This is a genomic window from Streptomyces sp. NPDC047453 (genome assembly GCF_040643155.1).
Classification (GTDB): Bacteria; Actinomycetota; Actinomycetes; order Streptomycetales; family Streptomycetaceae; genus Streptomyces.
The window spans coordinates 18,158-40,252 of the sequence record NZ_JBEYTS010000030.1 but is presented as its reverse complement, the minus strand read 5'-3'; the positions used below and the strand labels follow the sequence as shown (position 1 = coordinate 40,252).

The 22,095-nt window shown below is 72.1% G+C and carries 19 protein-coding genes and 2 pseudogenes; 9 read left to right on the top strand and 12 right to left on the bottom strand.

All coding sequences use genetic code 11. The annotated features are described in order from the left end of the window. Nucleotides 1-2: 2 nt before the first annotated feature. Nucleotides 3-302, bottom strand: a pseudogene (locus ABZ818_RS24580) (zinc ribbon domain-containing protein); the annotation flags it as partial. On the opposite strand from ABZ818_RS24580, the gene ABZ818_RS24575 reads away from it, so the two are divergent. Beyond that, on the top strand, nucleotides 240-1,076 hold the full coding sequence (locus tag ABZ818_RS24575) for a multicopper oxidase domain-containing protein (RefSeq protein WP_361418436.1): 837 nt from the start codon (nucleotides 240-242) through the stop codon (nucleotides 1,074-1,076). The pseudogene ABZ818_RS24580 and the gene ABZ818_RS24575 sit on opposite strands and share 63 nt — an antisense overlap. A gap of 5 nt (nucleotides 1,077-1,081) precedes the next feature. Further along, nucleotides 1,082-2,224 (top strand): site-2 protease family protein, encoded by a 1,143-nt coding sequence (locus tag ABZ818_RS24570; RefSeq protein ID WP_361418433.1) that lies wholly within the window; start codon nucleotides 1,082-1,084, stop codon nucleotides 2,222-2,224. A 39-nt stretch (nucleotides 2,225-2,263) separates the two neighbouring features. Here the strand turns inward: ABZ818_RS24570 and ABZ818_RS24565 are convergent, their stop codons facing one another. From ABZ818_RS24565 to ABZ818_RS24535, 7 genes are all read right to left on the bottom strand, one after another. Then, nucleotides 2,264-3,286, bottom strand: a complete 1,023-nt coding sequence (locus tag ABZ818_RS24565; protein ID WP_361418430.1) for a metallophosphoesterase — start codon at nucleotides 3,284-3,286, stop codon at nucleotides 2,264-2,266. Nucleotides 3,287-3,415: 129 nt separating this feature from the next. Further along, the gene (locus tag ABZ818_RS24560; RefSeq protein WP_361418427.1) at nucleotides 3,416-4,657 is read right to left on the bottom strand and encodes a glycosyltransferase 87 family protein; all 1,242 of its coding nucleotides are present in this window, start codon (nucleotides 4,655-4,657) and stop codon (nucleotides 3,416-3,418) included. Continuing rightward, complete coding sequence (mptB, locus tag ABZ818_RS24555) at nucleotides 4,654-6,042, bottom strand: polyprenol phosphomannose-dependent alpha 1,6 mannosyltransferase MptB (RefSeq protein ID WP_361418579.1); 1,389 nt, start codon at nucleotides 6,040-6,042, stop codon at nucleotides 4,654-4,656. Before mptB ends, ABZ818_RS24560 begins: the two co-directional genes overlap by 4 nt. Before the next feature lie 444 nt (nucleotides 6,043-6,486). Continuing rightward, nucleotides 6,487-7,899: an aspartate ammonia-lyase gene (gene aspA / locus ABZ818_RS24550; protein ID WP_361418424.1), complete on the bottom strand. Its 1,413-nt coding sequence runs from the start codon at nucleotides 7,897-7,899 to the stop codon at nucleotides 6,487-6,489. Nucleotides 7,900-7,936: 37 nt separating this feature from the next. Next, nucleotides 7,937-8,983, bottom strand: a complete 1,047-nt coding sequence (locus ABZ818_RS24545) for an asparaginase (RefSeq protein WP_361418576.1) — start codon at nucleotides 8,981-8,983, stop codon at nucleotides 7,937-7,939. Nucleotides 8,984-8,994: 11 nt separating this feature from the next. Then, nucleotides 8,995-9,672, bottom strand: coding sequence for a FadR/GntR family transcriptional regulator (locus ABZ818_RS24540; RefSeq protein ID WP_361418573.1), 678 nt, complete (start codon nucleotides 9,670-9,672; stop codon nucleotides 8,995-8,997). Between the two features lie 110 nt (nucleotides 9,673-9,782). Beyond that, nucleotides 9,783-10,130, bottom strand: coding sequence for a DUF1330 domain-containing protein (locus ABZ818_RS24535; RefSeq protein WP_361418570.1), 348 nt, complete (start codon nucleotides 10,128-10,130; stop codon nucleotides 9,783-9,785). Between the two features lie 188 nt (nucleotides 10,131-10,318). On the opposite strand from ABZ818_RS24535, the gene ABZ818_RS24530 reads away from it, so the two are divergent. Then, nucleotides 10,319-10,861, top strand: coding sequence for a hypothetical protein (locus ABZ818_RS24530; protein ID WP_361418421.1), 543 nt, complete (start codon nucleotides 10,319-10,321; stop codon nucleotides 10,859-10,861). Nucleotides 10,862-10,872: 11 nt separating this feature from the next. On the opposite strand, the pseudogene ABZ818_RS24525 reads toward ABZ818_RS24530, so the two are convergent. Both ABZ818_RS24525 and ABZ818_RS24520 read right to left on the bottom strand, forming a co-directional pair. Beyond that, a pseudogene (locus tag ABZ818_RS24525) lies at nucleotides 10,873-11,273 on the bottom strand (DUF664 domain-containing protein); the annotation flags it as partial. 72 nt (nucleotides 11,274-11,345) lie between these two features. Then, nucleotides 11,346-12,959, bottom strand: coding sequence for a hypothetical protein (locus tag ABZ818_RS24520; protein WP_361418418.1), 1,614 nt, complete (start codon nucleotides 12,957-12,959; stop codon nucleotides 11,346-11,348). A gap of 352 nt (nucleotides 12,960-13,311) precedes the next feature. On the opposite strand from ABZ818_RS24520, the gene ABZ818_RS24515 reads away from it, so the two are divergent. Next, nucleotides 13,312-14,454, top strand: coding sequence for a glycoside hydrolase family 19 protein (locus tag ABZ818_RS24515; protein WP_361418415.1), 1,143 nt, complete (start codon nucleotides 13,312-13,314; stop codon nucleotides 14,452-14,454). Nucleotides 14,455-14,545: 91 nt separating this feature from the next. Here ABZ818_RS24515 and ABZ818_RS24510 read toward each other — a convergent pair whose 3' ends face one another. Beyond that, nucleotides 14,546-15,520 (bottom strand): ROK family protein, encoded by a 975-nt coding sequence (locus ABZ818_RS24510; RefSeq protein WP_361418412.1) that lies wholly within the window; start codon nucleotides 15,518-15,520, stop codon nucleotides 14,546-14,548. A gap of 32 nt (nucleotides 15,521-15,552) precedes the next feature. Next, nucleotides 15,553-16,350, bottom strand: a complete 798-nt coding sequence (locus tag ABZ818_RS24505; RefSeq protein ID WP_361418409.1) for a GntR family transcriptional regulator — start codon at nucleotides 16,348-16,350, stop codon at nucleotides 15,553-15,555. A gap of 291 nt (nucleotides 16,351-16,641) precedes the next feature. Here ABZ818_RS24505 and ABZ818_RS24500 point away from each other — a divergent pair, with 291 nt between their 5' ends. From ABZ818_RS24500 to ABZ818_RS24480, 5 genes are all read left to right on the top strand, one after another. Next, nucleotides 16,642-17,796: a Gfo/Idh/MocA family oxidoreductase gene (locus tag ABZ818_RS24500; RefSeq protein WP_361418406.1), complete on the top strand. Its 1,155-nt coding sequence runs from the start codon at nucleotides 16,642-16,644 to the stop codon at nucleotides 17,794-17,796. Beyond that, on the top strand, nucleotides 17,793-18,788 hold the full coding sequence (locus ABZ818_RS24495) for a sugar phosphate isomerase/epimerase (RefSeq protein ID WP_361418403.1): 996 nt from the start codon (nucleotides 17,793-17,795) through the stop codon (nucleotides 18,786-18,788). The genes ABZ818_RS24500 and ABZ818_RS24495 overlap by 4 nt, the downstream gene beginning before the upstream one ends. 94 nt (nucleotides 18,789-18,882) lie before the next feature. After that, the gene (locus ABZ818_RS24490) at nucleotides 18,883-20,277 is read left to right on the top strand and encodes an extracellular solute-binding protein (RefSeq protein ID WP_361418400.1); all 1,395 of its coding nucleotides are present in this window, start codon (nucleotides 18,883-18,885) and stop codon (nucleotides 20,275-20,277) included. Next, nucleotides 20,274-21,257 (top strand): sugar ABC transporter permease, encoded by a 984-nt coding sequence (locus ABZ818_RS24485; protein ID WP_361418396.1) that lies wholly within the window; start codon nucleotides 20,274-20,276, stop codon nucleotides 21,255-21,257. Before ABZ818_RS24490 ends, ABZ818_RS24485 begins: the two co-directional genes overlap by 4 nt. Before the next feature lie 3 nt (nucleotides 21,258-21,260). After that, nucleotides 21,261-22,091 carry a carbohydrate ABC transporter permease gene (locus ABZ818_RS24480; RefSeq protein WP_361418393.1) on the top strand — a complete coding sequence of 277 codons (831 nt, stop codon included), beginning with the start codon at nucleotides 21,261-21,263 and terminating at the stop codon, nucleotides 22,089-22,091. The last annotated feature ends 4 nt before the right edge of the window (nucleotides 22,092-22,095 follow it).

Below are 22,095 nucleotides of genomic sequence, written 5' to 3'. Positions count from 1 at the left end.
GCTCAGGCCGCCTCCTGGAGCAGCGCTCCAGGAGGTCTTGCGCCCTCGACACCAGCCGGGTCCAGACCTGCCCGGACGAGCATCACGCGGGCAGAGTTCTTGTCCCTGGGACAGACAGCTCCGCACGCGGTGCAGGTGTAGGTGCCTTCCGACAACGGCAGTGCGTGCTTGGTTCTCGCTCCGCACGATCCGCAGTCCGTGGTGGTCTGCGCGGGACGCACCAGACGCACATCCCGCGCGTGCTTGCGGCCCATCTCGATCAGGGCCTGCCTGGTGGCGCCGATCGCGGCGTCGGCGGCCTTGCCTGTCGCTGCCGGGCGATCTTCGGACAATGGCCGGCGGCAAGCACGGCATGTCCATGGAACACGGCGCGATGGACCTGGCCGAGGGGGTGCGGAGCTACACCTACAAACTGGAGTTGGACCCGCAGCCCGAGGCGGGGACGCCTTCGTGCAGATCGGCGGCGACGGCGGGCTGCTGTCCTCGCCCCGCCCCCACGACGCGTTGGAGATCGCACCCGGCGAACGCTTCGACGTCGTCGCCGACTTCTCCCGGTACCGCGCGGGCACGGAGGTGCGTCTGCTGAACCGCTTCGGAGACGGCACGGCCGCCGAGGTCATGCGCTTCGACGTGGGGTCGGGCTCACCCGAGGACGACACGAGGGTGCCGGCGAAGCTCAGCGAGGTGGTCGCGCCGGAGCCCGGCGCGGCCAGGCTCTGGCCAGGCCCGAGCTGGGACAGACCGAGGTGTGGCGGTTCACCACCAACTTCCACCACCCGGTCCATCTCCACCTCGACCACTTCCAGGTGGTCTCGCGGAACAACCGGGAGCCGGGGGCGTACGACCACGGCTGGAAGGGCACCGTGGCCCTGCGCCCGGCCGAGGCCGTCGAAGTGGTCGTCCGTTTCACCGACTACACCGGCCCCTTCCATGTGTCCGACGGGCTGAGGCAGCCGGCCGCCGTATGCCCGCGACGGCCATCACTGCCGGATTCGGATGGATGTTTCCTTTCGTTGGTCTGTGGCGGACCCTGGAATGGAGGGGTACGGCCGGAGGGCTTGACCTGTCGGCGGTGATGGGAATGAAGGGTTCGATCCGGATCGGAAGCATCCGAGGGCTGGCGATTGAGGCTCACTGGAGCGTGCCGCTGGTCATGCTCTTCTTCGCGTACGGACTGGCCAGCTGGACGCTGCCCAGGTATGAGGCGGGCCTGGCACCGGTTGTGTACGCGGCCGCCGGGGTCGTCGGTGCTTCGCTGTTGCTGGCGAGTCTGGTGGTGCACGAGGCCGCGCATGCGCTGACGGCCCGCAGGGCGGGGATAGCAGTGCGGGATGTGACCCTGTGGGCGCTCGGCGGACTGACCCGGATGGACCGGCCGACGACGGCACGCACGGCGTTCTCGGTCGCCGTCAGCGGGCCGCTCGCCAGCCTGGTGCTCGGCGGCGTCTGGCTGGGCGCGGCGGCCGGCGTGGACGCGACGACGGGATGGCGGATTCCGGTTGCCGTGCTGGGCTGGCTGGGCGGCACGAACCTGCTGTTGGGCGTCTTCAACCTGCTGCCCGCCGCACCCCTGGACGGAGGCCGGCTGGTCCAGGCCGTGGTGTGGTGGCGTACGGGGGACCGCGAGCGGGCCCAGCGGGCGGCCGGTCGCAGCGGACAGGTCGTGGGTATGGCGCTGGCCGCCGGCGGCTGGGTGGTGCTCTTGAGGGGCACGACCGGCGGCTTGTGGCTGATGGCCATCGGTCTGTTCGTGGCCGGTACCGCCGCGACCGAACGGCGGTGGGCGGAGCTGGTCACCGCCCTGCGTGGCGTACGGGTGGGGCAGACGATGACCACTCCGGTGGTCACCGGGCCCGACTGGCTGACCGTGGACGGCTTCCTGTCCGAGGTGGCCGCCCGGACAGGGCACTCGGTGGTGCCCCTGCTGGACTTCGACGGTCACCCCAGCGGCCTCCTGCAGCTGCGCCGGCTGGCCGCCGTACCGCCCGGGCAGCGGGAGCGCCTGCGGGTACGGGACCTCGCGACCCCGCTGTCCCGGTGCACCCTCGCCGCACCGGACGAGCTGCTGAACTCCGTACTGGAGCGCCTCGGCGCCGCGGGCGGTGGACTGCCCATCCTGGTCATGGACGACGGCCGGCTCGGCGGGATCATCACCGCGCACGACATCGACCGGTCCCGCCGGCGCTACCGAGGCCCGTCGGCCCACAGGGAGCACCCGGCGTAAGCGGCTGGGTGCTCCCCCGTGGTGTCCCCCGGAGGGGACTCAGTTCGCGTGGGCGAAGGGCACCCGGGTCCAGCTCAGGACCTGCTTGCTGCCCGGATCGATCGTCACCTTCAGCCAGTTGCGGACGTCGGTCGAGCCGTCGATGGTGACCCGGTGGAGGTTGGGCGCGACGGTCCTGACCCCGTAGAAGGGCAGCCACTGGGAGCCGGTGTGCAGCGGCTTGTCGCTGTTGTAGACGTGGCTGTCGCCGTTGAAGAGGTACACCGGGCCCCGGAACTTGGCCGACTCCTCGGCGATCACCTTGACGATCGGCTGGAAGGCGTAATAGTCCGCGAAGGACGGGCCGGTGACCGTCGGGTCGAACATGTCGGCCTGGGTGAGCAGGACGACGGCCTTGTTGTGCTCGTGCGCGGCGGCCGCGAAGGTCTCGCGGATCTCCTGCACCACGGCGGCCGTACGGCCCAGTACTTCAGCCGCCTGCTCCGGAGTGGCCGAGGTGTTGCCGGTCCACGGGGCCATGTTGTTGTTGCTGCCGACGATGTGCAGGGCGGCGAAGGCGACGTTCGCCCGGGTGTACCGGACGTCCTCGGGGTAGCCCTGGTCGGCCTGCGAGGTCACCCGGACGCTGTTGCGGCCCAGTGTCCGGTCCGGCTGGGGAAAGAAGACCTCGCGGATGGCGGCCAGGCGGTCCAGCGGGTCGTAGCTTCCGTTGTTGGGCCGGTGGCAGTCGGTCCACTCGTTGTCGCCCACCGTGTAGACCAGCGGGTCCTCGAACATGTCGAAGTCCGACTTGATCAGCTTGAAGTAGTCGTCGCTGCAGACGGTGGAGCCGTTCTTGATGTCGCCGATGTGGTTGACGAACCGTACGTCCGGGTCGGCGTTGATCTGGCTGATCACGTTGGGGAAATCCGCGATCTGGGTGTCACCGTAGGGAATGTCGCCGATCACCGCGAAGCTGAAGCGGCTATGCCCGGGGTCGGCCGTCGCCGACGGGGTGGTCAGCGCGAAGGCGAGGGCGCTCAAGGCCAATACGACGGATGCCGCGCGACGCCACGATCTCATCGAAACCTCCTGGTGGTATGCGGCAGCACTGTTCTGCCCGGGTCTTAACTCCGCCTCGAACCGGGATGAGGGAGGGATGAACAGGCGCCGTACACCAAGATCGTCCGGGAGCTGTGCCGCGGCCGTGGCCTACGACCGCGTCGTGTACGGCCGGGCGTGCGGCTCGCCGGTCGCAGGCGCGGGTGCGGGTGCGGGTGCGGGTGCGGGTTCTTCGGTGCTGCCGCTGCGGCTCGGGCTCGTGACGGCGGGCTGACCGGTCGGCAGGGTCAGCAGCAGGCCCAGGGTGATCCACACATAGGTGTTGCTGCCGAGGAAGCCGTCGAGTCCGGAGGCGTCGTCGAACCACAGCCAGACCACGCTGCTGCACAGCAGCCCGTACAGGACGGCCGCAGTCCGCAGGCGGCGTGCGTGCACCAGCACCGCGAACGACGGCAGCAGCCAGACGAGATGGTGCACCCAGGTGATCGGGCTGATCAGGCAGGAGACAAGCCCCGTGAGGGCGAGGGCGGCCGGCCAGTCGTCGGCGCGCAGGGCCCGGTGCGTGCGCCACACCCACACCGCCAGGACGAGGACGACGGTCAGGGCCCAGACGGCACGGCTGGGTTCGCCGGGTGCCGCGAGCCGGGCGAGGACGCCCTGGAGGGACTGGTTGGAGACGTAGTCGAGGCGGCCGACGCGGGTGGTGTCCCAGAGGGCGTGCGTCCAGTAGAAGCGGGACGCGTCCGGTGCCGCCCAGGCCGCGAGAACAGTGGCGACGGCGGTGACGGCGGTCGCGACGGCGGCGGCCCGCCAGCGCCGGGCGAGCAGCAGCAGGCCGATGAAGACCGCGGGCGTGAGCTTGACGGCCGCGGCGAGCCCGATGCCCGCCCCCGCCCAGCGGCCCCAGCGGCCGCGCCCGCTGGACAGCAGCCAACCGTCGGCGAGCACGAGGGCCAGCAGCAGGAGGTTGACCTGTCCGAAGCTGATGGTGTCCCGTACGGGTTCGAGCAGCGCCAGTGCGCAGGCCGCCAGGGCCCAGCCGAACCAGTCGTGACGGCGCAGTTCCCGGCCGACGAGGATCCACAACACGGCGGCGACGGCGGCGAGGTTGAGCAGCAGCGCGCCCGCGATCGCCGTGTTCGGGCCGACGAGCGCCATCGGCAGCATGCTCAGGGCGGCGAACGGCGGGTAGGTGAAACCGTAGGTGGTCCCCGGCACCTGGTAGTCGTAGATGCGGCCGCCGTGGTGCACCCAGTCGTTCACGGCGCCGTAGTAGACGCGCAGGTCGAACCAGCCGCGCAGCAGCGGCACGGTGGCGGTGAAGACGGTCACGGCCACGGCGAGGCACAGGACGAGGACGAGCCGTCCCCTGTCGGTGCGCGGCGGTCTCACGCGGTCCCTCCCAGCACCGGTGCCTGAGCGGTCTGGTGGGCCTGCCACAGGACGACCAGGGCGAGCGCGCCGCCGGAGACCGCCAGGGCCACCTGGGCGAGATCCGGCGGGTCGCCACTCGGCAGTACGGCGAGCGCGAGGACGGCGGTCGCGGCGGCCACCCGGTGACGGACGGAGGCGCTGGGCGCGGCGGCGGCGATGAGGAACAGGCCCCACAGGGCGTACCAGGGCCGGATCGCCGGGCCGAGGACGGCCACGGCGGCGAGGCTCAGGCCGAGCGCGTAGATCGGGCCGGGGCGCAGCCGGAGCCAGATGAACAGCACGGCGGCCGTGGTCGCGAGAAGTCCCGCCGCGTGCCAGACCGGGGTGGCGAGGGGCGCGAGGCCGCTGCCCAGTTGTGCGAGGACGTCGCCCGTGACCCGGCCGAGGACGCTGGTGGGCGACCAGTTGTGCGGGGAGACGGGTGTCCGCAGGGCCGCTATCCAGCCGTATCCCGTGCCCGTGAGGGCGGTTGCCACGACCGTGGTGGCGAGCGCGACCGCGGTGGTCGTCGCCACCGCGCGTGCCATTCCGGTATGCCGGCGCAGCGCGATCACGGCCAGCAGGCCGAGCGCGGCCGGTGCCTTGACGAGCGCGGCGAGCGTGATCAGGACGACCCCGAGGACGTGCAGGCGGCCGCGGGCGGCGAGCAGTCCGATACCGAGCAGCCCCAGCATGATGGCGTCGTTGTGGGCGCCGGCGACCAGGTGCAGCAGCACCAGCGGGTTGAGGGCGCCGAGCCACAGCGCGGCGGCCGGGTCGGCACCGCACTGTCGGGCGAGCCTCGGCAGTGCGACGGCCATGAGGGCCACGCCGAGCAGTGCGACCAGCCGCATGCCGATCAGGCCGGCCGGCAGTTCCCCACGAGTCAGACCGGACAGGGCCGAGGCGACGGCGAGGAAGACCGGACCGTACGGGGCCGCGGTGTCCCGCCACACCGGCGCGACCTCGGCCGCGAGCGGCCCGCCGAGTTGCGCGGGCCCGTGCGTGTACACGTCGAGGTGGGCGTCGACCATGGCGCCCTGCGCGAGGTAGCTGTACACGTCCCGGCTGAACAGCGGGGGCGCCAGCAGCAGCGGTGCCGCCCACACGGCCAGGACGAGCAGCAGGGCGCGGGGCGTGGGCGGCTCGGGGCCGCGGATCACCCGGCCGAGCAGCGCCCACGCGGCGATCAGCAGAACGACCCCGAAGTACACCCCCACCAGTCCGAGCGCGGCGCGCCCGGACTCGGGAGAGACCAGATCCGCGACCGGCAGGGCCCCGGCGGTCTGACCGCCCAACGCGAGGAAGGCGGTACCGGCCAGGCCGAGGGCCTGGCAGCGGCGGAGATCGACGGGGAAAACCATGGCCAACACTCGGGAAGCGTGTCAACGCCTGGTGGCCGGAAGGCGACGCACGCCTCTCGGCCGGGCGGCGCGCGCATGACCGCCGTGTGAGCGGCACGCGTACGACTGCCGTGTGAGCGGCGCGTGTACGACTGCCGTCCGAGCGGCACGCGCATCACCGCCGTCCGAGCGGCACGCGCATCACCGCCGTACGAGCGGCACGCGCACGACCGCCGTACGAGCGGCACGCGCACGACCGCCGTACGAGCGGCACGCGCACGACCCCCATGTCAGCGGCACGCGCAGGGGTCCCGTATGAGCGGTCCTGGTTCAGAGGCCGCTGAGGTGCCGGTCCGCACGCACGGCATGCGGCGGCCGGCACGACCGCGGTGGCGCCGGTGCCGACGCCGCCCAAGGAGCACCGGCACCCGCACCGGATTGCCGACTCACTGGGCGGGTGGTCGCTCAGACCTCCGGCGAGCCACTGCCCGCGAGCACCTCGGGCCGCAGCAGCGCCTCAAGGTGCTCGGCCGGGAGCAGGCCCTTCTCCAGGACGAGTTCGGCGACGCCGCGGCCGGTGGCCAGGGCCTCCTTGGCGATGCCGGTGGCCGCCTCGTACCCGATGTACGGGTTGAGGGCGGTGACCAGACCGATGGAGTTCTCCACCGCGGCCCGCAGTTGCGCCGTGTTGGCCGTGACGCCGGCCACGCACCGCTCGGCGAGGGTCAGGCAGGCGTGCTCCAGATGCGTGATGCTCTCGGACAGGGAGTGCAGGATGACCGGCTCGAAGGCGTTGAGCTGGAGCTGACCGGCCTCGGCGGCCATGGTGATGGTCACGTCGTTGCCGATCACCTCGAAGGCGACCTGGTTGACGACCTCGGGGATCACCGGGTTGACCTTGCCGGGCATGATGCTCGAACCGGCCTGCACCGGCGGCAGGTTGATCTCGCCCAGGCCCGCGCGCGGACCGGAGGACAGCAGGCGCAGGTCGTTGCAGCTCTTGGAGAGCTTGACGGCGATCCGCTTGAGCACTCCGGACATCTGCACGAAGGCACCGCAGTCCTGGGTGGCCTCCACCAGGTTGGCGGCCGTCACCAGCGGCAGGCCGGTGATCTCGGCGAGGTGGCGGCGGGCCGACTCGGCGTATCCGGCGGGGGCGTTGAGACCGGTGCCGATCGCCGTGGCGCCGAGGTTGATCTCGTGGATCAGTTCGACGGCCTCCGCGAGCCGGAGACGGTCCTCGTCGAGCATGACCGCGAACGCGGAGAACTCCTGCCCCAGCGTCATCGGCACGGCGTCCTGGAGCTGGGTGCGGCCCATCTTGAGTACGTCGCGGAACTCGACGGCCTTGCCGGCGAAGGCGTCCTGGAGTACCGCCATAGCCTTGAGCAGACCGCGTACGGCGAACACCGTGGCGATCTTGACGGCGGTCGGGTAGACGTCGTTGGTGGACTGGCCGAGGTTGACGTCCTCGTTGGGGTGCAGGTGCTGGTACTCGCCCTTGGCGTGGCCGAGCAGTTCCAGCGCGCGGTTGGCGACGACCTCGTTGGCGTTCATGTTGGTGGAGGTGCCGGCGCCGCCCTGGATGACGTCGACGACGAACTCGTCGTGCAGTTTGCCGTCGCGGATCTCGCGGCAGGCCTCGACGATGGCGGCGGCCTTCCGCGGCTCCAGCAGGCCGAGTTCCTCGTTAGCGAGGGCGGCGGCCTCCTTGACGGCGGCGAGGGCGTCGATCAGGTGCGGGTAGGCGGAGATCGGCGTCCCCGTGATGGGGAAGTTCTCCTTGGCGCGCAGGGAGTGGACGCCCCAGTACGCCTCGGCGGGTACGTCGCGGTGGCCGAGCAGGTCGTGCTCGCTGCGGTGGGCTGCGGCGGTCATGGCTGTGCGGGTCCTTTTTCGGAGGTGGACGGTGCGGTCAGGCGGACGTCTGGGCGTGGGCCCCGCCCGAGCGGAGCCCGGAGCCCGGGTCGGGATCGAGCGCGCGGGCGGGCCGGACGCTGCCGACCGGTCGGCCGCCACCGAGCAGGGGCTCCCCGGCGAACTCGGCGAGCGCGGCCGGGTCGACCCCGGCCCGCGCGAGGGCCGCGGCGGCGACCGGGACGCGCGCCCGGTTCGCTCCGTCGGCGATCTTCACCGCGACGGCCCGGCCGTCCGGCAGCGCGGCGACCTGGACGCCTTCGAAGCCGTCCTTGGCGAGCAGCCCGGGCACGGCGCGCATCAGCGCCGCGACGTCGCGCCCGGAGCCGGAGGCCGTCTCGGCGTGCTCGCGCATGGCGTCCGCCACCCTCGCCTCGGGGGTGCCGGCCGGCGCGGTGGTGATCCGGGCCGCGGCGCGCGCGAGCCCGTGCAGCGAGACGGCGAACAGGGGCGCTCCGCAGCCGTCGACGGTCACCCGGGCGATCGCCTGTCCGGTGAGGTCCTCGACGGCCTCGGCGACGGCCCGCTGCAACGGGTGGCCCGGGTCGAGGTAGTCCTCCAATGACCAGCCGTTGAGCCGGCAGGTGTAGAGCATGGCCGCGTGCTTGCCGGAGCAGTTCTGCGCGAGCCGGGACGGCCGGCGCCCCTCGCGCACCCAGGCGTCGCGGACGACCGGGTCGTACGGCAGGTCGGGGACGTTGCGCAGGTCGTCCTCGGTGACTCCGGCCAGTTCCAGGATGCGCCGGGTGCCGGCCAGGTGCCGCTCCTCCCCGGAGTGGCTGGCCGCGGTCAGTGACAGCAGCTCCCCGTCGAGCGGCAGCCCGGCGCGGAGCATGGCCACCGCCTGCACCGGCTTGAGCGCCGAGCGCGGGTAGAAGGCGGCCTCGATGTCGCCGAGTTGCAGTTCCACGGCTCCGTCGGCGCGGAGGACGACGACCGAGCCGTGATGGATGCCCTCGACGACCCCGCCGCGGACGAGGTGGGCGACGGGGGCGTGCAGGGGCTCCCGGACCACAGGAGCCTCGGCCACCGAAGCTCCGTACATCACTGCCTGGTTCATGCCTCGGGTCCGTCTTCCGTGGGGGCGTCCGCGCGGCTCGGACGCATGATGTCGGTGAGGGTCGTCTCGACGCGGTCGAGGTGGTGGGTCATGGCCTGCACCGCGTCGTGCTCGGAGCCGTCGATGAGCGCCTCGACGATCGCCCGGTGCTCGCGGTTGGACTGCTCCCGCCGGCCGCCGAGTTCGTTGAGGAAGGCGGACTGGCGGGCCAGCGCGTCCCGGATCTCCTCGATCACCCGGCGGAAGACCGGGTTCTGGGCGGCTTCGGCCACGGCCAGGTGGAAGACGGTGTCCATCGCGACCCACGCGGTGGTGTCCGTCTCCTGCTCCATCCGGTCCAGGAGGTGGGCCAGGTGGTCGAGGTTCTCCGCAGTGCGGCGCCGCGCCGCGTACCCGGCGACCGGGATCTCGACGTGGCGGCGCACCTCCAGGAGGTCGCTGGCCGCGTAGTCGCCGAAGGTGGGGTCCTCGACGGCGGCGGCGACGACGAAGGTGCCCTTGCCGGTCCTGGAGACCGTGAGCCCCATCGTCTGCAGGGCCCGCAGGGCCTCCCGCAGCACGGGCCGGCTGATCTCCAGGGTGCGGCACAGCTCCGCCTCCGAGGGGAGCTTGTCGCCGATGGCGTAGTCACCGCGCTCGATGGCGCCGCGAAGGTGGCCGAGCACCGCTTCCATGGCGCTGACGCGCCGCGGCCCCGGACCACCTGTCTGGCTGTCTGACAGGTTCACGGGGTGATCCTGCGGGTGACGGGGCCGGACTGTCAAGGCGTGCCCGAATCCGAGAGCTACCCGGCGGGCAGCGCCTCCCGCATCGCCTTCGCGGCGCCGGTCGGGTCGTAGTCCTCGGGGACGCCCGGGACCAGGATGATGTCGCCTTCGATGTGCCGCGAGCGCAGCGGTGCGATCTCCTGGTACGCGGGTGAGTCCCACCAGGCCCGCGCCTCGGCGATCCCGGGGAAGGAGATCACCACGACGTGTCCGGGCCACCTGCCCTCCTTCACCTCGTGACGCGCGGCGTGCACGAGGAAACGGCCACCGTACGGCTCGAAGGTGGCGGAGATGCGCTCGATGTACTCGGCGATCTCCGGGTGCGGAGCGGCCTCCTGCAAGTGAGCTATGGCGTAGGCGGGCATGGCGTCCTTCCGGCCGGTCGGGCTCTGTGACACCGGCGATCCTGGCAGGTGGGCGCAGTGGGGGCGATGACCTGAAAGGTAAGCGCCCTCCGCGCGCACGGGGAGGGACAAGGCCGCCACCGCCGGCTCGTGCACCGCTCCCGGGCGCGAGCCATGAAGCGCCTCACCTCTGTGACACGCTGTGAAGCATGGGGTGGACTTTCAAACTGCATGGTGGTGTTGCGGCCGGCCTGGGCACCGCGCTCCTCTCGCTGGCCGCGCTCACATGGCTGCCCGGGACCTTGCCGCTGCCGGGCGCGAGTTGGTGGGTGGCCGCGATCTTCGCATCCGTCTTCTCGACCTGTGTCTCCGCTCTGGTGCGACTGGCCCAGACGCGTGCGGCCAAGGACGCGATGTGGCCGGCCTTCCGGTGCCTGCCGGGCACAGTGCAGATGGCACTTGGGGCGTTGGCCGTGGGAGGTGTGGCACTGCTGGTGTTCAGCACGCAGCAGGAGACCAACCTGCAGTCGGTCGAGATGAGGGACGGCCGTTACGTCGCCTTCGACACGACGCCCAATGCGCGCGGTGTCGTCGAGGTCTCCAGGCACCGCTACGAGGATGTGCTGGAGAGCGATCAGCGCACCATGCTCGCCATCCCGGGACTGCTCTGCCTCGGCGGCGCCCATGCCGCGCTGACGGCCGGGGAACTGCGCCGCGCGGACCGCGCTGTTGCCCCGGCTGACGCCACATAAGCCGCGCGCCACTGCCCCACCCGGCCGTCGATGCACTCGCGCAGCAGATCGGCGTGCCCGCAGTGGCGGGCGTACTCCTCGATCCGGTGGACCCACAGCTCCCGGGCGCCGGGTCCCCCGGCACGATCCAGTCGCGCCAGTCCCGCTCCACCTCGGCAAGGTGGCGGACGAGCCCCAGCAAGGACATGGTCGACGGCGGCACCGACCGGCGTGCCAGTTGCTCCGGGTTCAGCCCCTCGCACTTCATCCGCAGGGTCAGCCGATAGCCCGTCAGGCAATCCAGCAAGGTCGCCAACTCGCCATCGGGACTGGGTTTGTCATTGTTACCGGGGTCCTCGTCGGGGTCCGCCCACATGTCGGGGTAGACGCCGGCCTTACTCCACCGCTCGGGTGTGTCGCTCACCGTGTGCATGATTCTGAGCGGCGGTCCGCCAGGCGAGTGGCCTGCCAGGCGGGCCGGGCGATGACGAACCCGCGTAGGAGTTCAGGTGGTTGACGAACCTCCGAGCCCAAGGTGGAAGCGCAGCAGGCGCACCCGGTCCGGGCCGAACACACCTTCGGCGGCGCGCAGTTGCTCATTGAGCGCGTCGAGCGTGCGGCCCTGCGGCATCGAGTACGTCGTGGCGGCTTCGCGCGCGAGCCAGGTCGCGATGTCGCCACGGGCCCGGTTGCGCATCGGGGGTGACGGATCGGCGACGAGTTCGAGGTCGACGAGCAGTCGAGTCCAGGTGTCCCGTTCGTGGAGCAACCGGTAGGCGGCCATGCGGGTGTGCTGCGGGTTGCTCGCGGTGAGGAGTTGGCGGAGGCGCGGCAGGTCGAGACGGGACGTCCAGGGAAGCAGTGCGATGGTGACCTGCCGGGTCACCGCTCCGGACGGGTCGGTGAGCATCGCGAAGAGGGGCTCCGGGTCGGCCGCGCCCAGACGGCGCAGCGCGCGCACAGCCTCGGCCCGTGCGCGAGGCCGCGGGTGTTCCAACCAGGCCGCGACGAGGACGGCGTCGTCAGCGGTCCCCGTCTCACCGAGGCCGGCGATGGCTCCCGGCTCGGGGCGGGACGTCGTGACGAGGCACCGGTACTGCTCCGCCGAGTCGGATCCGGTGCGGCGCAGTGCCGCCTGAGCGACCGCCCGCACGATCGGGTTGCGGTCGGCGAGCGCGGCGGTGGCAGGGGTGATGTCGCCCTCTCGGGCCAGCACATGCACGGCCTCTGCGCGAACCCTCGCGGCGCCGCTGGACAGCAGGGGGCGGACGCGGTCGACGGTTCCGGCCGCGACCGCGGTTTTCACCGCGGCTTCGGCGCAGCGGATCCGGGTCGGCAGGTCGTCGTCGTGTTCGGCGGCGTGGAGCATCTGCTCCAGGTCGAGTCGGCCCACGCCGAGCGCGGTCAGGTGCGCGGTGCGGCGGGTGAGCCGGTCCGGGGCGGCGAGGGCGGCGGTCAGCAGCTCGTCCGGGCCTTCCCGCAAGACGGTTTCGACGCGTTCGGCCAGCCAGCGGCCCTCGCGCCGGTCCCGCAGGGCCAGGGCGACGGCCGCGGCCGCGACCAACGCCGCACCGGAGGGCTCGGCGAGACGGCGCTCGAGCGCCGCGCGGGCACCGTCACGGACCTGCGGCACCCAGTCCGAGGCCCGCAGCGCCAGTGCGGGCACCGCCGGCGTGTCGTCGAGTTCGGCCAGACGCGCGACGGCCGCCTCACGGACATGGCCGTCGGAGTGGAACGCGGCGACCGTGAGCCCCAGCAGTGAGGGTTCACCTTGGGCCAGCCGTTGCACCGCGGCCGCCGACCAGCGTGGTGCCGGCCGCCAAGCACCGCGTACCGCCACGTCGAGCATGAGCCACAAACGGGGAGTTGCCCGGAGCAGGAACTGTCCGGTGTCGGCAAGCAGCTTCGGGTCACCGTCGCGGTCGACGGCGAGCAGCAGGACGGCCAGTTCGTCGGCGTTTCGGACACGCCCGGACTCGATGGCGGCTGTCTCGTCCCGGAGTTGACCCGCGGTTGGCCGAAGAGGCAGGCGGTCCTCGCGCAGGTGCGGCGTGACGCCGAGGACTTCGGGGCGGCCACGCAGCCGCCGCAGCAACTGCCGTCCAAGGCTGGGGATCACGATGCTCCCGTCCGGTTCAGCGGGTCGGCCGCTCGCGCGGCGGGGCATTGAGGATCATCTCGGCCCACGGCTTGCGCGAGCCATTTTGGTGCGGCAGCGGCATCAGGGCTTACGGGGCCGCCCCCTCGATTATCGGCCAGATGTCATGTACAGCTCTTGACCGCATTGGTTTAGACCTTTAGATTCCAGGCCGTCAGGCCCCTCCCACAGCGCCGGGTCGAGTCCTCGTGACGCCACGACGCCCTTCGCCGGCTCGCACTCGTCCCCCACCCTCGCGGCCGCCCCGAGCCCCACCGGAGCCCGGCGGCCACGTCGTCACTCCATCACCTCTTCCTCAGGAGGAGCACTCCTCATGTCCACCCCCCACCCCGGTACCAGCCTTCGCAGACGCCCACCTCTGGCCAGGCTCACGGTCAGCGCGGTGCTCGCTCTCGCCCTCTCCGCTCTGTTCGCCGTCTCGCCCGCCTGGGCGGCGGACGGGCAGATCAGCGGTCTCGCGGGCAAGTGCGTCGACGTCGCCGCCGCGAGCAACGCCAACGGCACGGCCGTCCAGCTCTACGACTGCAACGGCACGAACGCCCAGAAGTGGTCCAACTCCGGCGACGGAACCCTGCGGGCGCTCGGCAAGTGCCTCGACGTCGTCGACCGCAGCACGGCCAACGGCGCCGCCGTCCAGCTGTGGGACTGTTCCGGCGGAGCGAACCAGCAGTGGGTCGTCACCGGCGCTCGCGACATCGTCAACCCGGCCGCGAACAAGTGCCTCGACGTCCGGGACAACAACAGCGCCAACGGCACCCGTCTGCAGATCTGGACCTGCACCGGAGGCGCCAACCAGAAGTGGAACGCTCCCGCGAGCGGCGGCGGCGGCAACCCGTCCGGCTTCGTAGTCTCCGAAGCCCAGTTCAACCAGATGTTCCCGAGCCGGAACTCCTTCTACACGTACAGCGGCCTCACCGCCGCGCTCAGCGCCTACCCCGGCTTCGCCGGTACGGGCAGCGACACGACCAAGAAGCAGGAGGCGGCCGCCTTCCTGGCCAACGTCAATCACGAGACGGGCGGCCTGGTCTACGTCGTGGAGCAGAACACCGCCAACTACCCCCACTACTGTGACTGGAACCAGCCGTACGGCTGCCCCGCCGGACAGGCGGCCTACTACGGCCGCGGGCCGATCCAGCTCAGCTGGAACTTCAACTACAAGGCAGCCGGCGACGCGCTCGGCATCGACCTGCTCAACAACCCCTGGCTGGTGCAGAACGACGCGTCCGTGGCCTGGAAGACCGGTCTGTGGTACTGGAACACCCAGTCGGGTCCCGGCACCATGACCCCGCACGCCGCCATGGTCAACGGCGCCGGCTTCGGGCAGACCATCCGCTCGATCAACGGCTCCCTGGAATGCGACGGCAGGAATCCCGCCCAGGTGCAGAGCCGCGTGGACGCCTACCAGCGCTTCGCCTCCATCCTCGGCGTCAGCCCCGGTAACAACCTGTACTGCTGAGCAGTTCCCTTCCTCCGGCAGGCGGGGCGTGGACCGATGGAGTTCCGGTCCACGCCCCGCCTGTTGCCGGCTCAAAAGCCGGTGCGCGGCGTCAGGAAAGCGACGCCGTGAGCCCGCTGAGTGCCGGAAGTGCCGCGGCACCGATGAGGCCGGCGTCCGGGCCGAGGGCGGCCCGGTGGATGGGCGGCGGCGCGGGGCGCGTGCGGGTGGTGTGGGCGTAGGCCTCGCGCAGGGCGGTGTGCAGCGGCCCGTCACCGGTGCCGAGCCCACCGCCGAGCACGATCGCCGAGGGGTCGAGGACGCGAACGAGCTGGCCGAGCACCGTGCCCAGCGCCTGTCCGGCGGTCGCCAGGACGCGGGCCGCCGCGGGGTCGCCGGACCGGGCCAGGGCGGTGACCTCCCGGGCGCCCGGTACGGGCGAGCCGTCGCAGGCGGTGCGACGTGCGCCGATGCCGCGGCCGGAGCAGTACTGCTCGAGGTTTCCGCGCCAGTCCGGGTCCACGGAGGCCGGGACCTCCCACTCCCCCAGGGCGATGGCCTCCCCGCGCCGTCCGGCGACGGGCCGCCCGTCGAGCACGAGGGTGGAGGACAGTCCGGTGCCCAGGGAGACGTAGAAGAAGTCGGGAAGGCCGCGGCCGACGCCGTGCCGTGCCTCGCCGAGGGCCCCGCAGCGCACGTCGGAGCCGACGGCCACCGGCAGGCCGGGCGCGGCCTCGGCGGCGAGTACGGCGGCCGGCTGGACGTCCCAGGCCAGTACCTCACGGCTGGTCAACATGCCGTCGGCGTCGACGTATTCGGGAAATCCCGCGCCCAGGGCGGTCACCGTGACGCCCAGCCGCGCGGCGTCGTCGAGGAGGGCGCGGGCGGCCCGTGCGGTGCCGGCCAGACCGGGGTCGCGCAGTCCTCCCTCCGCGTCGGTGGTGGTGGGCAGTTCGCGGCGGTGCATCAGGGCGCCGTCGGCGGTGACGAGTCCGGCGGCGATCTTCGTGCCGCCGACGTCCAGGGCCGCGACGGCGGCGCGGCCGGACGGTTCCCCGGCGGGAGCCGGGATCGGGCTGGTGTTCACGGGAGTTGGCCTTCGCCTGGGATGCGGTGGGTTCAGTCGGAGCTGCGGTGCAGGGTGGCTTCGAGGCGGTAGGCGTCGCCGCGGTACACGGCCCTGCCGAGCAGCACCGGGGTGTCGCTCTGGTCGTACGTGACCTCCTCGCCGACCAGGACCGGCGTGCCCGGCGGCACCCGCAGCAGCTCCGCTTCCAAGGGCTGGGCGCCGTCCGCGCGCGCGGTGTACGTGCTGTGCATGACACGCACCCCGGCCCTGGCCTCCAGCTCGGCGAACAGCGAACGATCCGTCAGGTCGGCGTCCTCCAGTGCCCGAGCTCGGGAGCGCACCAGCACCGTGGTGTCGAGGCACACCGGTACGTCGTCCAGGCCGCGCACCCGGACGATCTCCAGCACCTCGGCGGCGGGTGCGATGCGCAGCCGGGCCGACTCCTCGTAGCCCGCCGGGCGGACCTCCCGGCGCAGCAGCCGTGCGGTGGCGGTCAGGCCCCGGGCACGGGCGATGTCGGTGAAGCTCTTCAGCACGCTGGGCGGCTCGCTGACCACGTCGGTGGCGACGAACCAGCCGCGCTGCGGGGAGGAGTGCACCCGGCCCTCGTCCTCCAGCAGGGCAAGGGCCTGGCGCAGGCTGCTGCGGCTGACGCCGACTCGCTGGGCCAGTGCGCGCTCCCCGGGCAGTTGGCTGCCCGGGGCCCACACCCGGCGGTCCAGCAATTGCCCGAGTGCGCGGCGGGCGAGCTGGACGGCCGGACCTGCGGTCGTGGTCGCGGCGGGCGCGCTCACGGCGGTGGCGGGGGCGGGGACGGATGGTGAGGCCGGTGCGTCATGCGTGGTCACGGTCATGGACCGTACCAGAGCAACCAGTTCATGGACCAGATGAAAATCTGGTCCAAACACTGGACTGACTGGACTGAAGTACGCCATGATCCCACCACGCCGAAATTCGGAAGCCCCTCTTCCGTTCCCCGGCGTGTGCCCGCCTGCCGCTGCACGGGGCCACTGCCGGCCCCCGCTCCAACAGGCCACAGGGCCCAGCCCGATGGCACGCCCCCGACACCACCACCCGCGACACCACCCACCCGCGACCGCGACAGCACACCGCGCCGCACCCGAGCCGAGGGAGCCTCGATGCCGTCACATCCACCGGTCCGTCTCGCCGTCATAGGCGCAGGAACGATTTCCCAGTCGGTCCACCTCCCCGCCGTCCAGCGCCTGGGCGCGCTGTTCGAGACCGCGGTCGTGTGCGACCTGTCCCCCTCCCGCGCGGCGGCGGTGGCCGCCCGCTGCGGCGTCGGCGTCCGGGCCACGCACAGCTATGAGAGCGTGCTGGCCGACGACACCGTCGACGCCGTACTGCTGGCCACCCCCGGCACCCACGCGCAGGCCGCACGCGCCGCGCTGGAGGCCGGAAAGCACGTCCTCGCCGAGAAGCCGCTGTGCCTGACCGTGGCCGAGGCCGAGGAACTGGGCGCGCTGGCCGAGGCCAGGGGCCTGGTGCTGCAGGTCGGCTACATGAAGATGTACGACCCGCTCACCGAGGTCGCCGCGGCCGAGCTGGCCGAGCTGGACACCCCGCGTACGGTCCGGGTCACCGTGCTGCACCCCGCCGACGAACCGCAGGTGGAGCATCTGCGGCTGGCCCCGCCGACCGACGACGCGGACCTCTCCGTGATCGCCGAGTCCCTCGCCTACGAGGACGCGCGCACTTTGGACGCCCTGGGCGAGGTGCCCGCCGAGCTGGGCCGCTACTACCGGGACGTGCTGAACGGCTCGGTGATCCACGAGCTCTCCGTACTGCGCGCCCTCGGCTTCACCCTGCCCACCACGTTCGACAGCGCCCAGCTGTGGCCGTGGCCGGTCGAGGGCGAACCGCCGTGCCTGCTGGCCACCGCGCCCCTGGGCGACGGCGCCCAGCTGGTCCTCAACTGGAACTGGCTCCCGGACCACCCCGAGTACGGCGAGGAGATCGCCGTACTCGCCCGCGACGGCCGGCTGCGGCTGGACATGGCCGCGCCCTACCTGGTGGACGTGCGCTCCACCCTGCGCGTGGAACGCGCCGAGGGCGCGCTGCGCCGCGACACCACCGCGCGGCACGGCTACGACACCGGGTTCGTGCGCCAGCTGGAGGAGTTCGCCGCAGCGGTGCACGGTGAGGCACCGGTCCGCTCCGGCGCCGCCGGGGCGGCCGAGGACGTGCGCTGTCTCCAGGCGCTCGTCGCCGCGCTCGCCGCGCGGGCGGGCGTCGCGGTCGGCGGCGAGGCCGCGAAGGGGGCCGCAGCATGACCGGCCCCGCCACGAACCCTGCCACGACGCCTGGCACGAATCCCTCCGGCGGCCTGCCGGACGGCATCCTGATCGGGAACGCGCCGGTGAGCTACGGCGTCTACGGCGAAGGCGCGGGCGGGCCCGGTTCCTCCCCCGGCGCCCTGCTGGCCTCCATGGCCGAGGCCGGCTACCACGGCAGCGAGCTCGGCCCGCCCGGCTTCTTCGGCACGCCCGAGCAGACCGCCGCGCTGTTCACCGAGCACCGGCTGGCCGCCGTCGGCGCCTACATCCCCGTGCACTACGCCCTCGGCGACGACGTCGTGGAGCACGACCTGGCCCGGATGGAGCAGACCTGCCGCGAACTGGCGGCGTGCGCCGAGGCGGCGAGCACCCCCGCCGACCGGGCGCCGCTGGCCATCCTGGCCGACGAGGGCAGCCAGACCCTGCTGCACAACCCCGCCCGCTCCTGGGACGACCGCTCGCTGGCCCTGGACGAGGCCGGCTGGGAGCGTCTGGCCCGGCTGTCCGAGCGCGCGGTGGCGATGGCCCGCTCCTACGGGCTGCGCCCCTCCTTCCACCCCCACATCAGCACCTATGTGGAATCGCCGTGGGAGGTCGAGCGGCTGCTGGAGCTGACCGAGGTCGGCCTCACCCTCGACGTCGCGCACATCCAGCTCGCCGGCGGCGACCCGGTGGAGTGCCTGCGGGCCTGGCGCGAGCGGATCAACCACGTGCACGTCAAGGACGTACGGATGGCCGTGCTCGCCGACGCCAAGGCCGCCGGGCGCACCGACTTCGACGAGTGGTGGGCGGACGTCTGCGTGCCGTTCGGCGAGGGCGACGTCGACATCGACGCCTTCCTGGCCGAGCTGCTGCGCGGCGGTTACCGCGACTGGCTGCTGGTCGAGCAGGACCGGGCACCGACCCCGGCCGATCAGTACCCGCGGGTCGCCGCCGAGCAGGCGGCCAACTACGCCTGGCTGGCCGCGAAGGTGGCCGCCCACTCCTGATCACCCGGCTGCCCCGGAGGCACGCGGCCCTACCGCCGCGCCTTCCGGGCGCCGTTCCCGGTCCGCCCGCGGGCGGGCCCGAAGTGGAGCAAGGATGAACAAGCTGCGTTGGACCGGGGCCGCGGGGCTGGCCCTGACCGGGCTGCTGGTCTCCGGGTGCGGTGTCCCCGGAGCCGGCGGCAGCACCGCCTCGGCCGGCGTCACCGGACCCCGGATCACCCAGCCGGTGACCGTCCAGGAGGTGGCCAAGCCCGGGCCCACCACCCTGCGCGTGCTCGCCGACTCGGGCGAGGACGCCACGCTCAAGGCGCTCGTGCCGATGTACGAGAAGAAGTACCCCAACGTCAAGGTCGAGGTCGTCACCAAGGGCTTCGACGATCTGATGAAGACCGTCGTCAACTCGATGTCCGGCACCGACGCGCCCGACCTGGTACAGGGAAACCAGGGCTACGGCACCGACGGCCCGCTGGTCAAGGCCGGGCTGATCCGTCCGTTGGACGACGTGATGCGCGCCTACGGCTGGGAGAACACCTTCACGGACGGCGCCCTCAAGCAGTACCGCTGGACCCCGGACGGCGCCGTCTTCGGCTCCGGCAGCCTGTACGGCATCTCTCCCGCCACCGAGTACGTCGGCGTGTTCTACAACACCGACAAGCTGGCCAAGCTGGGCATCAAGCCGCCCACGACCTATGCCGAGTTCACCGACGCGCTGGCCCGCGCCAAGGTTGCGGGACAGCAGCCCATCATGCTGGGCAACTCCGAGAAGTACCCCGCCAGCCAGGTCATCGGCCTGGTCCAGGCGCAGAACGTGGCGAGCCGCGACATCCGTTCGTGGATCAGCGGGGTCCCCGGCGCCACCATCGCCGACAAGGGCACCGAGGCCGCGGCCGGCACCGTGCAGGACTGGGCCAAGCGCGGCTGGTTCGGCAACGGCTACGACGGCATCAGCTCCGACGACGCGGTCGCCAAGTTCAGCCACGGCCAGGGCGTCTTCCTGGTCGCCGGCTCCTGGAACGCTCCGGCCCTCCAGCAGAGCATGAACGGCCATGTCGGCTTCACCCTGCCCACCCGGCCCGACGGCACCCGCGCCACGGTCGGCTCGCTCGGCCTCGGCTGGCACGTCAGCTCCAAGACCCAGCACCTGCCCGCCGCGGTCGCCTTCCTCGACATGCTGATGAGCGACCGGTTCGCGCAGACCCTCGCGGACGTCGGCCGCACCCCGGTCACGGGCCAGGGCACCGTCAAGGCCGACAGCAAGGTCGTCGACCAGGTCAACGGCATCGGGCTCAAGCTGCTCGCCGACGACGGGCAGAACTTCTACCTCGACTGGGCCTCCACCACGATGCTCGACACCATCGGCTCCAAGACCCAGGACCTGCTGGCCGGCCGCACCTCACCCCACGGCTTCGCCGAAGGCCTGCAGAACAACTGGCTGGCGTTCCAGAAGCAGCAGCGCCAGGACGCGGCGGCCGCCGGAGGCACCCCGTGACCGCGGCTCGGCTCTCCGGACGGGCCACCGCCACCGAGCCCGCGTCCCCCGCGCCGGTCCGCACCGGGCACAAGCCGCCGGCCCACCGGAGACGGAACGGCCTGCGCGCCTGGGCCGGACGCCAGTACTGGCCCGCCCTCTGGTACCTGCTGCCCGCGGCCATCGTCTACACGCTGTTCGTGCTACGGCCGCTGGGCCAGACCGCCTGGATCTCGCTGTTCCGCTGGGACGGCCTCACCGAGGGCCGCTGGGTGGGTCTCGGCAACTACCGCGCCCTGCTGTCCGACAGCCGTATCCCCGCCGCGATCGGCCACTCGCTGGAGTTCGTGGTCTTCTACGCGCTGCTGCCGGTCGCCCTCGGCCTCTTCCTCGCCGCCCTGATGTCCCGCATCCGGGTGTACGGACTGAGCTTCTTCCGCGCGGTGCTGTTCCTGCCGCAGATCCTGGCCACCGTCGTGGTCGCCGTCTCCTGGCGGTGGGTCTACGACGTCGACGGGCCGCTCAACGCCGCCCTGCGCGCCGTCGGCCTCGGCTCCCTGGCCCGCGCCTGGCTGGGCGACTACCACACCGCCCTGCCCTCGGTCGGCCTCGTCGGCACCTGGGTGATGTACGGACTGTGCATGGTGCTCTTCCTCGCCGGCACCCAGAAGATCCCCACCGAGCTGTACGAGTCCGCCCGCATCGACGGCTGCGGCCCGGTCCGCGAGTTCTTCACCGTCACCCTGCCCGCGCTGCGCGGCGAGATGTCCATCGCCCTGGTCCTCACCATCACCTACGCCCTGCGCAACTTCGACCTGGTGTGGAACACCACCACCGGCGGCCCCGGCACCTCCACCACCGTGCCCAGCGTCTTCATCTACCAGGGCGCCTTCCTCACCCACGAGGTGGGCGGCGCCGCCGCGATCAGCGTCTGCCTGACCGCCGTGGTGCTGGTGGTGACCGGGCTCGTCATGCGCCTGGTGCGCGGAAAGGAGGGCTGACGGATGCTCACCAGCCGCCGCCAGACCGTCATCGGACACGCCGTCCTGGCCGTCGCAGCCATCGCCGCCCTGTACCCCTTCCTGTCCGTGGTGCTGCTGGCGCTCAGCAAGCCCGGCACCCGGCAGAGCGGCTTCACCCTGCCCACCTCCATCAGCCTCGACAACTTCTCCGAGGCCTGGAGCCGGGGACTGTTCTCCCAGGCGCTGCTGTCCAGCCTGATCGTGGCCGCCGCCGTGGTGGTGGGCACCATCGTGCTGGCCGTACTGGCCGGCTACGCCTTCGCGGCCTTCCCCTTCCCGCTCAAGGGACTGCTCCTGGGACTGCTGCTGGTCGGCCTTGTGATGCCGTACGAGGCGACCGTCATCCCGCTCTACTACCAGCTGCGTTCCTGGCACCTCACCAACACGTACTGGGCGCTGATCCTGCCGCAGATCGGCCTTTCCCTGCCGTTCGCCGTCTTCTGGATGCGCACCTTCTTCGTGTCCACACCGCCGGCGCTGCGCGAGGCCGCCGCGGTCGACGGAGCCTCCAGGTTCCGCACCCTGCGCTCGATCCTGCTGCCGATGGCCGCACCCGCCATCGGCACCCTCGCCACCCTGCTCTTCCTCTTCGCGTGGAACGAGTTCCTGCTGGCACTGGTCCTCGTCCCGGACGACCGCAGCGTGCAGACCGCACCGCTGGCCCTGTCGTTCTTCGCGGGCAACCGGCGCAACAGCAACCCGGGCGTCAGCGCGGCCGCCGCCGTCATCGTCGCCCTGCCCGTACTCATCAGCTACATCGCCCTCCAGCGCCGCATGATCAGCGGCATGCTGGCCGGCGCCGTAAAGGAGTGACATC

Excerpts from the sequence above, each read along its gene's own strand:
- ABZ818_RS24570 (WP_361418433.1), top strand. The coding sequence starts at position 1,082 with ATGAAGGGTTCGATCCGGATCGGAAGCATCCGAGGGCTGGCGATTGAG.
- ABZ818_RS24565 (WP_361418430.1), bottom strand. The coding sequence starts at position 3,286 with ATGAGATCGTGGCGTCGCGCGGCATCCGTCGTATTGGCCTTGAGCGCC.
- mptB (WP_361418579.1), bottom strand. The coding sequence starts at position 6,042 with ATGGTTTTCCCCGTCGATCTCCGCCGCTGCCAGGCCCTCGGCCTGGCC.
- aspA (WP_361418424.1), bottom strand. The coding sequence starts at position 7,899 with ATGACCGCCGCAGCCCACCGCAGCGAGCACGACCTGCTCGGCCACCGC.
- ABZ818_RS24545 (WP_361418576.1), bottom strand. The coding sequence starts at position 8,983 with ATGTACGGAGCTTCGGTGGCCGAGGCTCCTGTGGTCCGGGAGCCCCTG.
- ABZ818_RS24540 (WP_361418573.1), bottom strand. The coding sequence starts at position 9,672 with ATGGAAGCGGTGCTCGGCCACCTTCGCGGCGCCATCGAGCGCGGTGAC.
- ABZ818_RS24535 (WP_361418570.1), bottom strand. The coding sequence starts at position 10,130 with ATGCCCGCCTACGCCATAGCTCACTTGCAGGAGGCCGCTCCGCACCCG.
- ABZ818_RS24530 (WP_361418421.1), top strand. The coding sequence starts at position 10,319 with ATGGGGTGGACTTTCAAACTGCATGGTGGTGTTGCGGCCGGCCTGGGC.
- ABZ818_RS24515 (WP_361418415.1), top strand. The coding sequence starts at position 13,312 with ATGTCCACCCCCCACCCCGGTACCAGCCTTCGCAGACGCCCACCTCTG.
- ABZ818_RS24500 (WP_361418406.1), top strand. The coding sequence starts at position 16,642 with ATGCCGTCACATCCACCGGTCCGTCTCGCCGTCATAGGCGCAGGAACG.
- ABZ818_RS24495 (WP_361418403.1), top strand. The coding sequence starts at position 17,793 with ATGACCGGCCCCGCCACGAACCCTGCCACGACGCCTGGCACGAATCCC.
- ABZ818_RS24490 (WP_361418400.1), top strand. The coding sequence starts at position 18,883 with ATGAACAAGCTGCGTTGGACCGGGGCCGCGGGGCTGGCCCTGACCGGG.
- ABZ818_RS24480 (WP_361418393.1), top strand. The coding sequence starts at position 21,261 with ATGCTCACCAGCCGCCGCCAGACCGTCATCGGACACGCCGTCCTGGCC.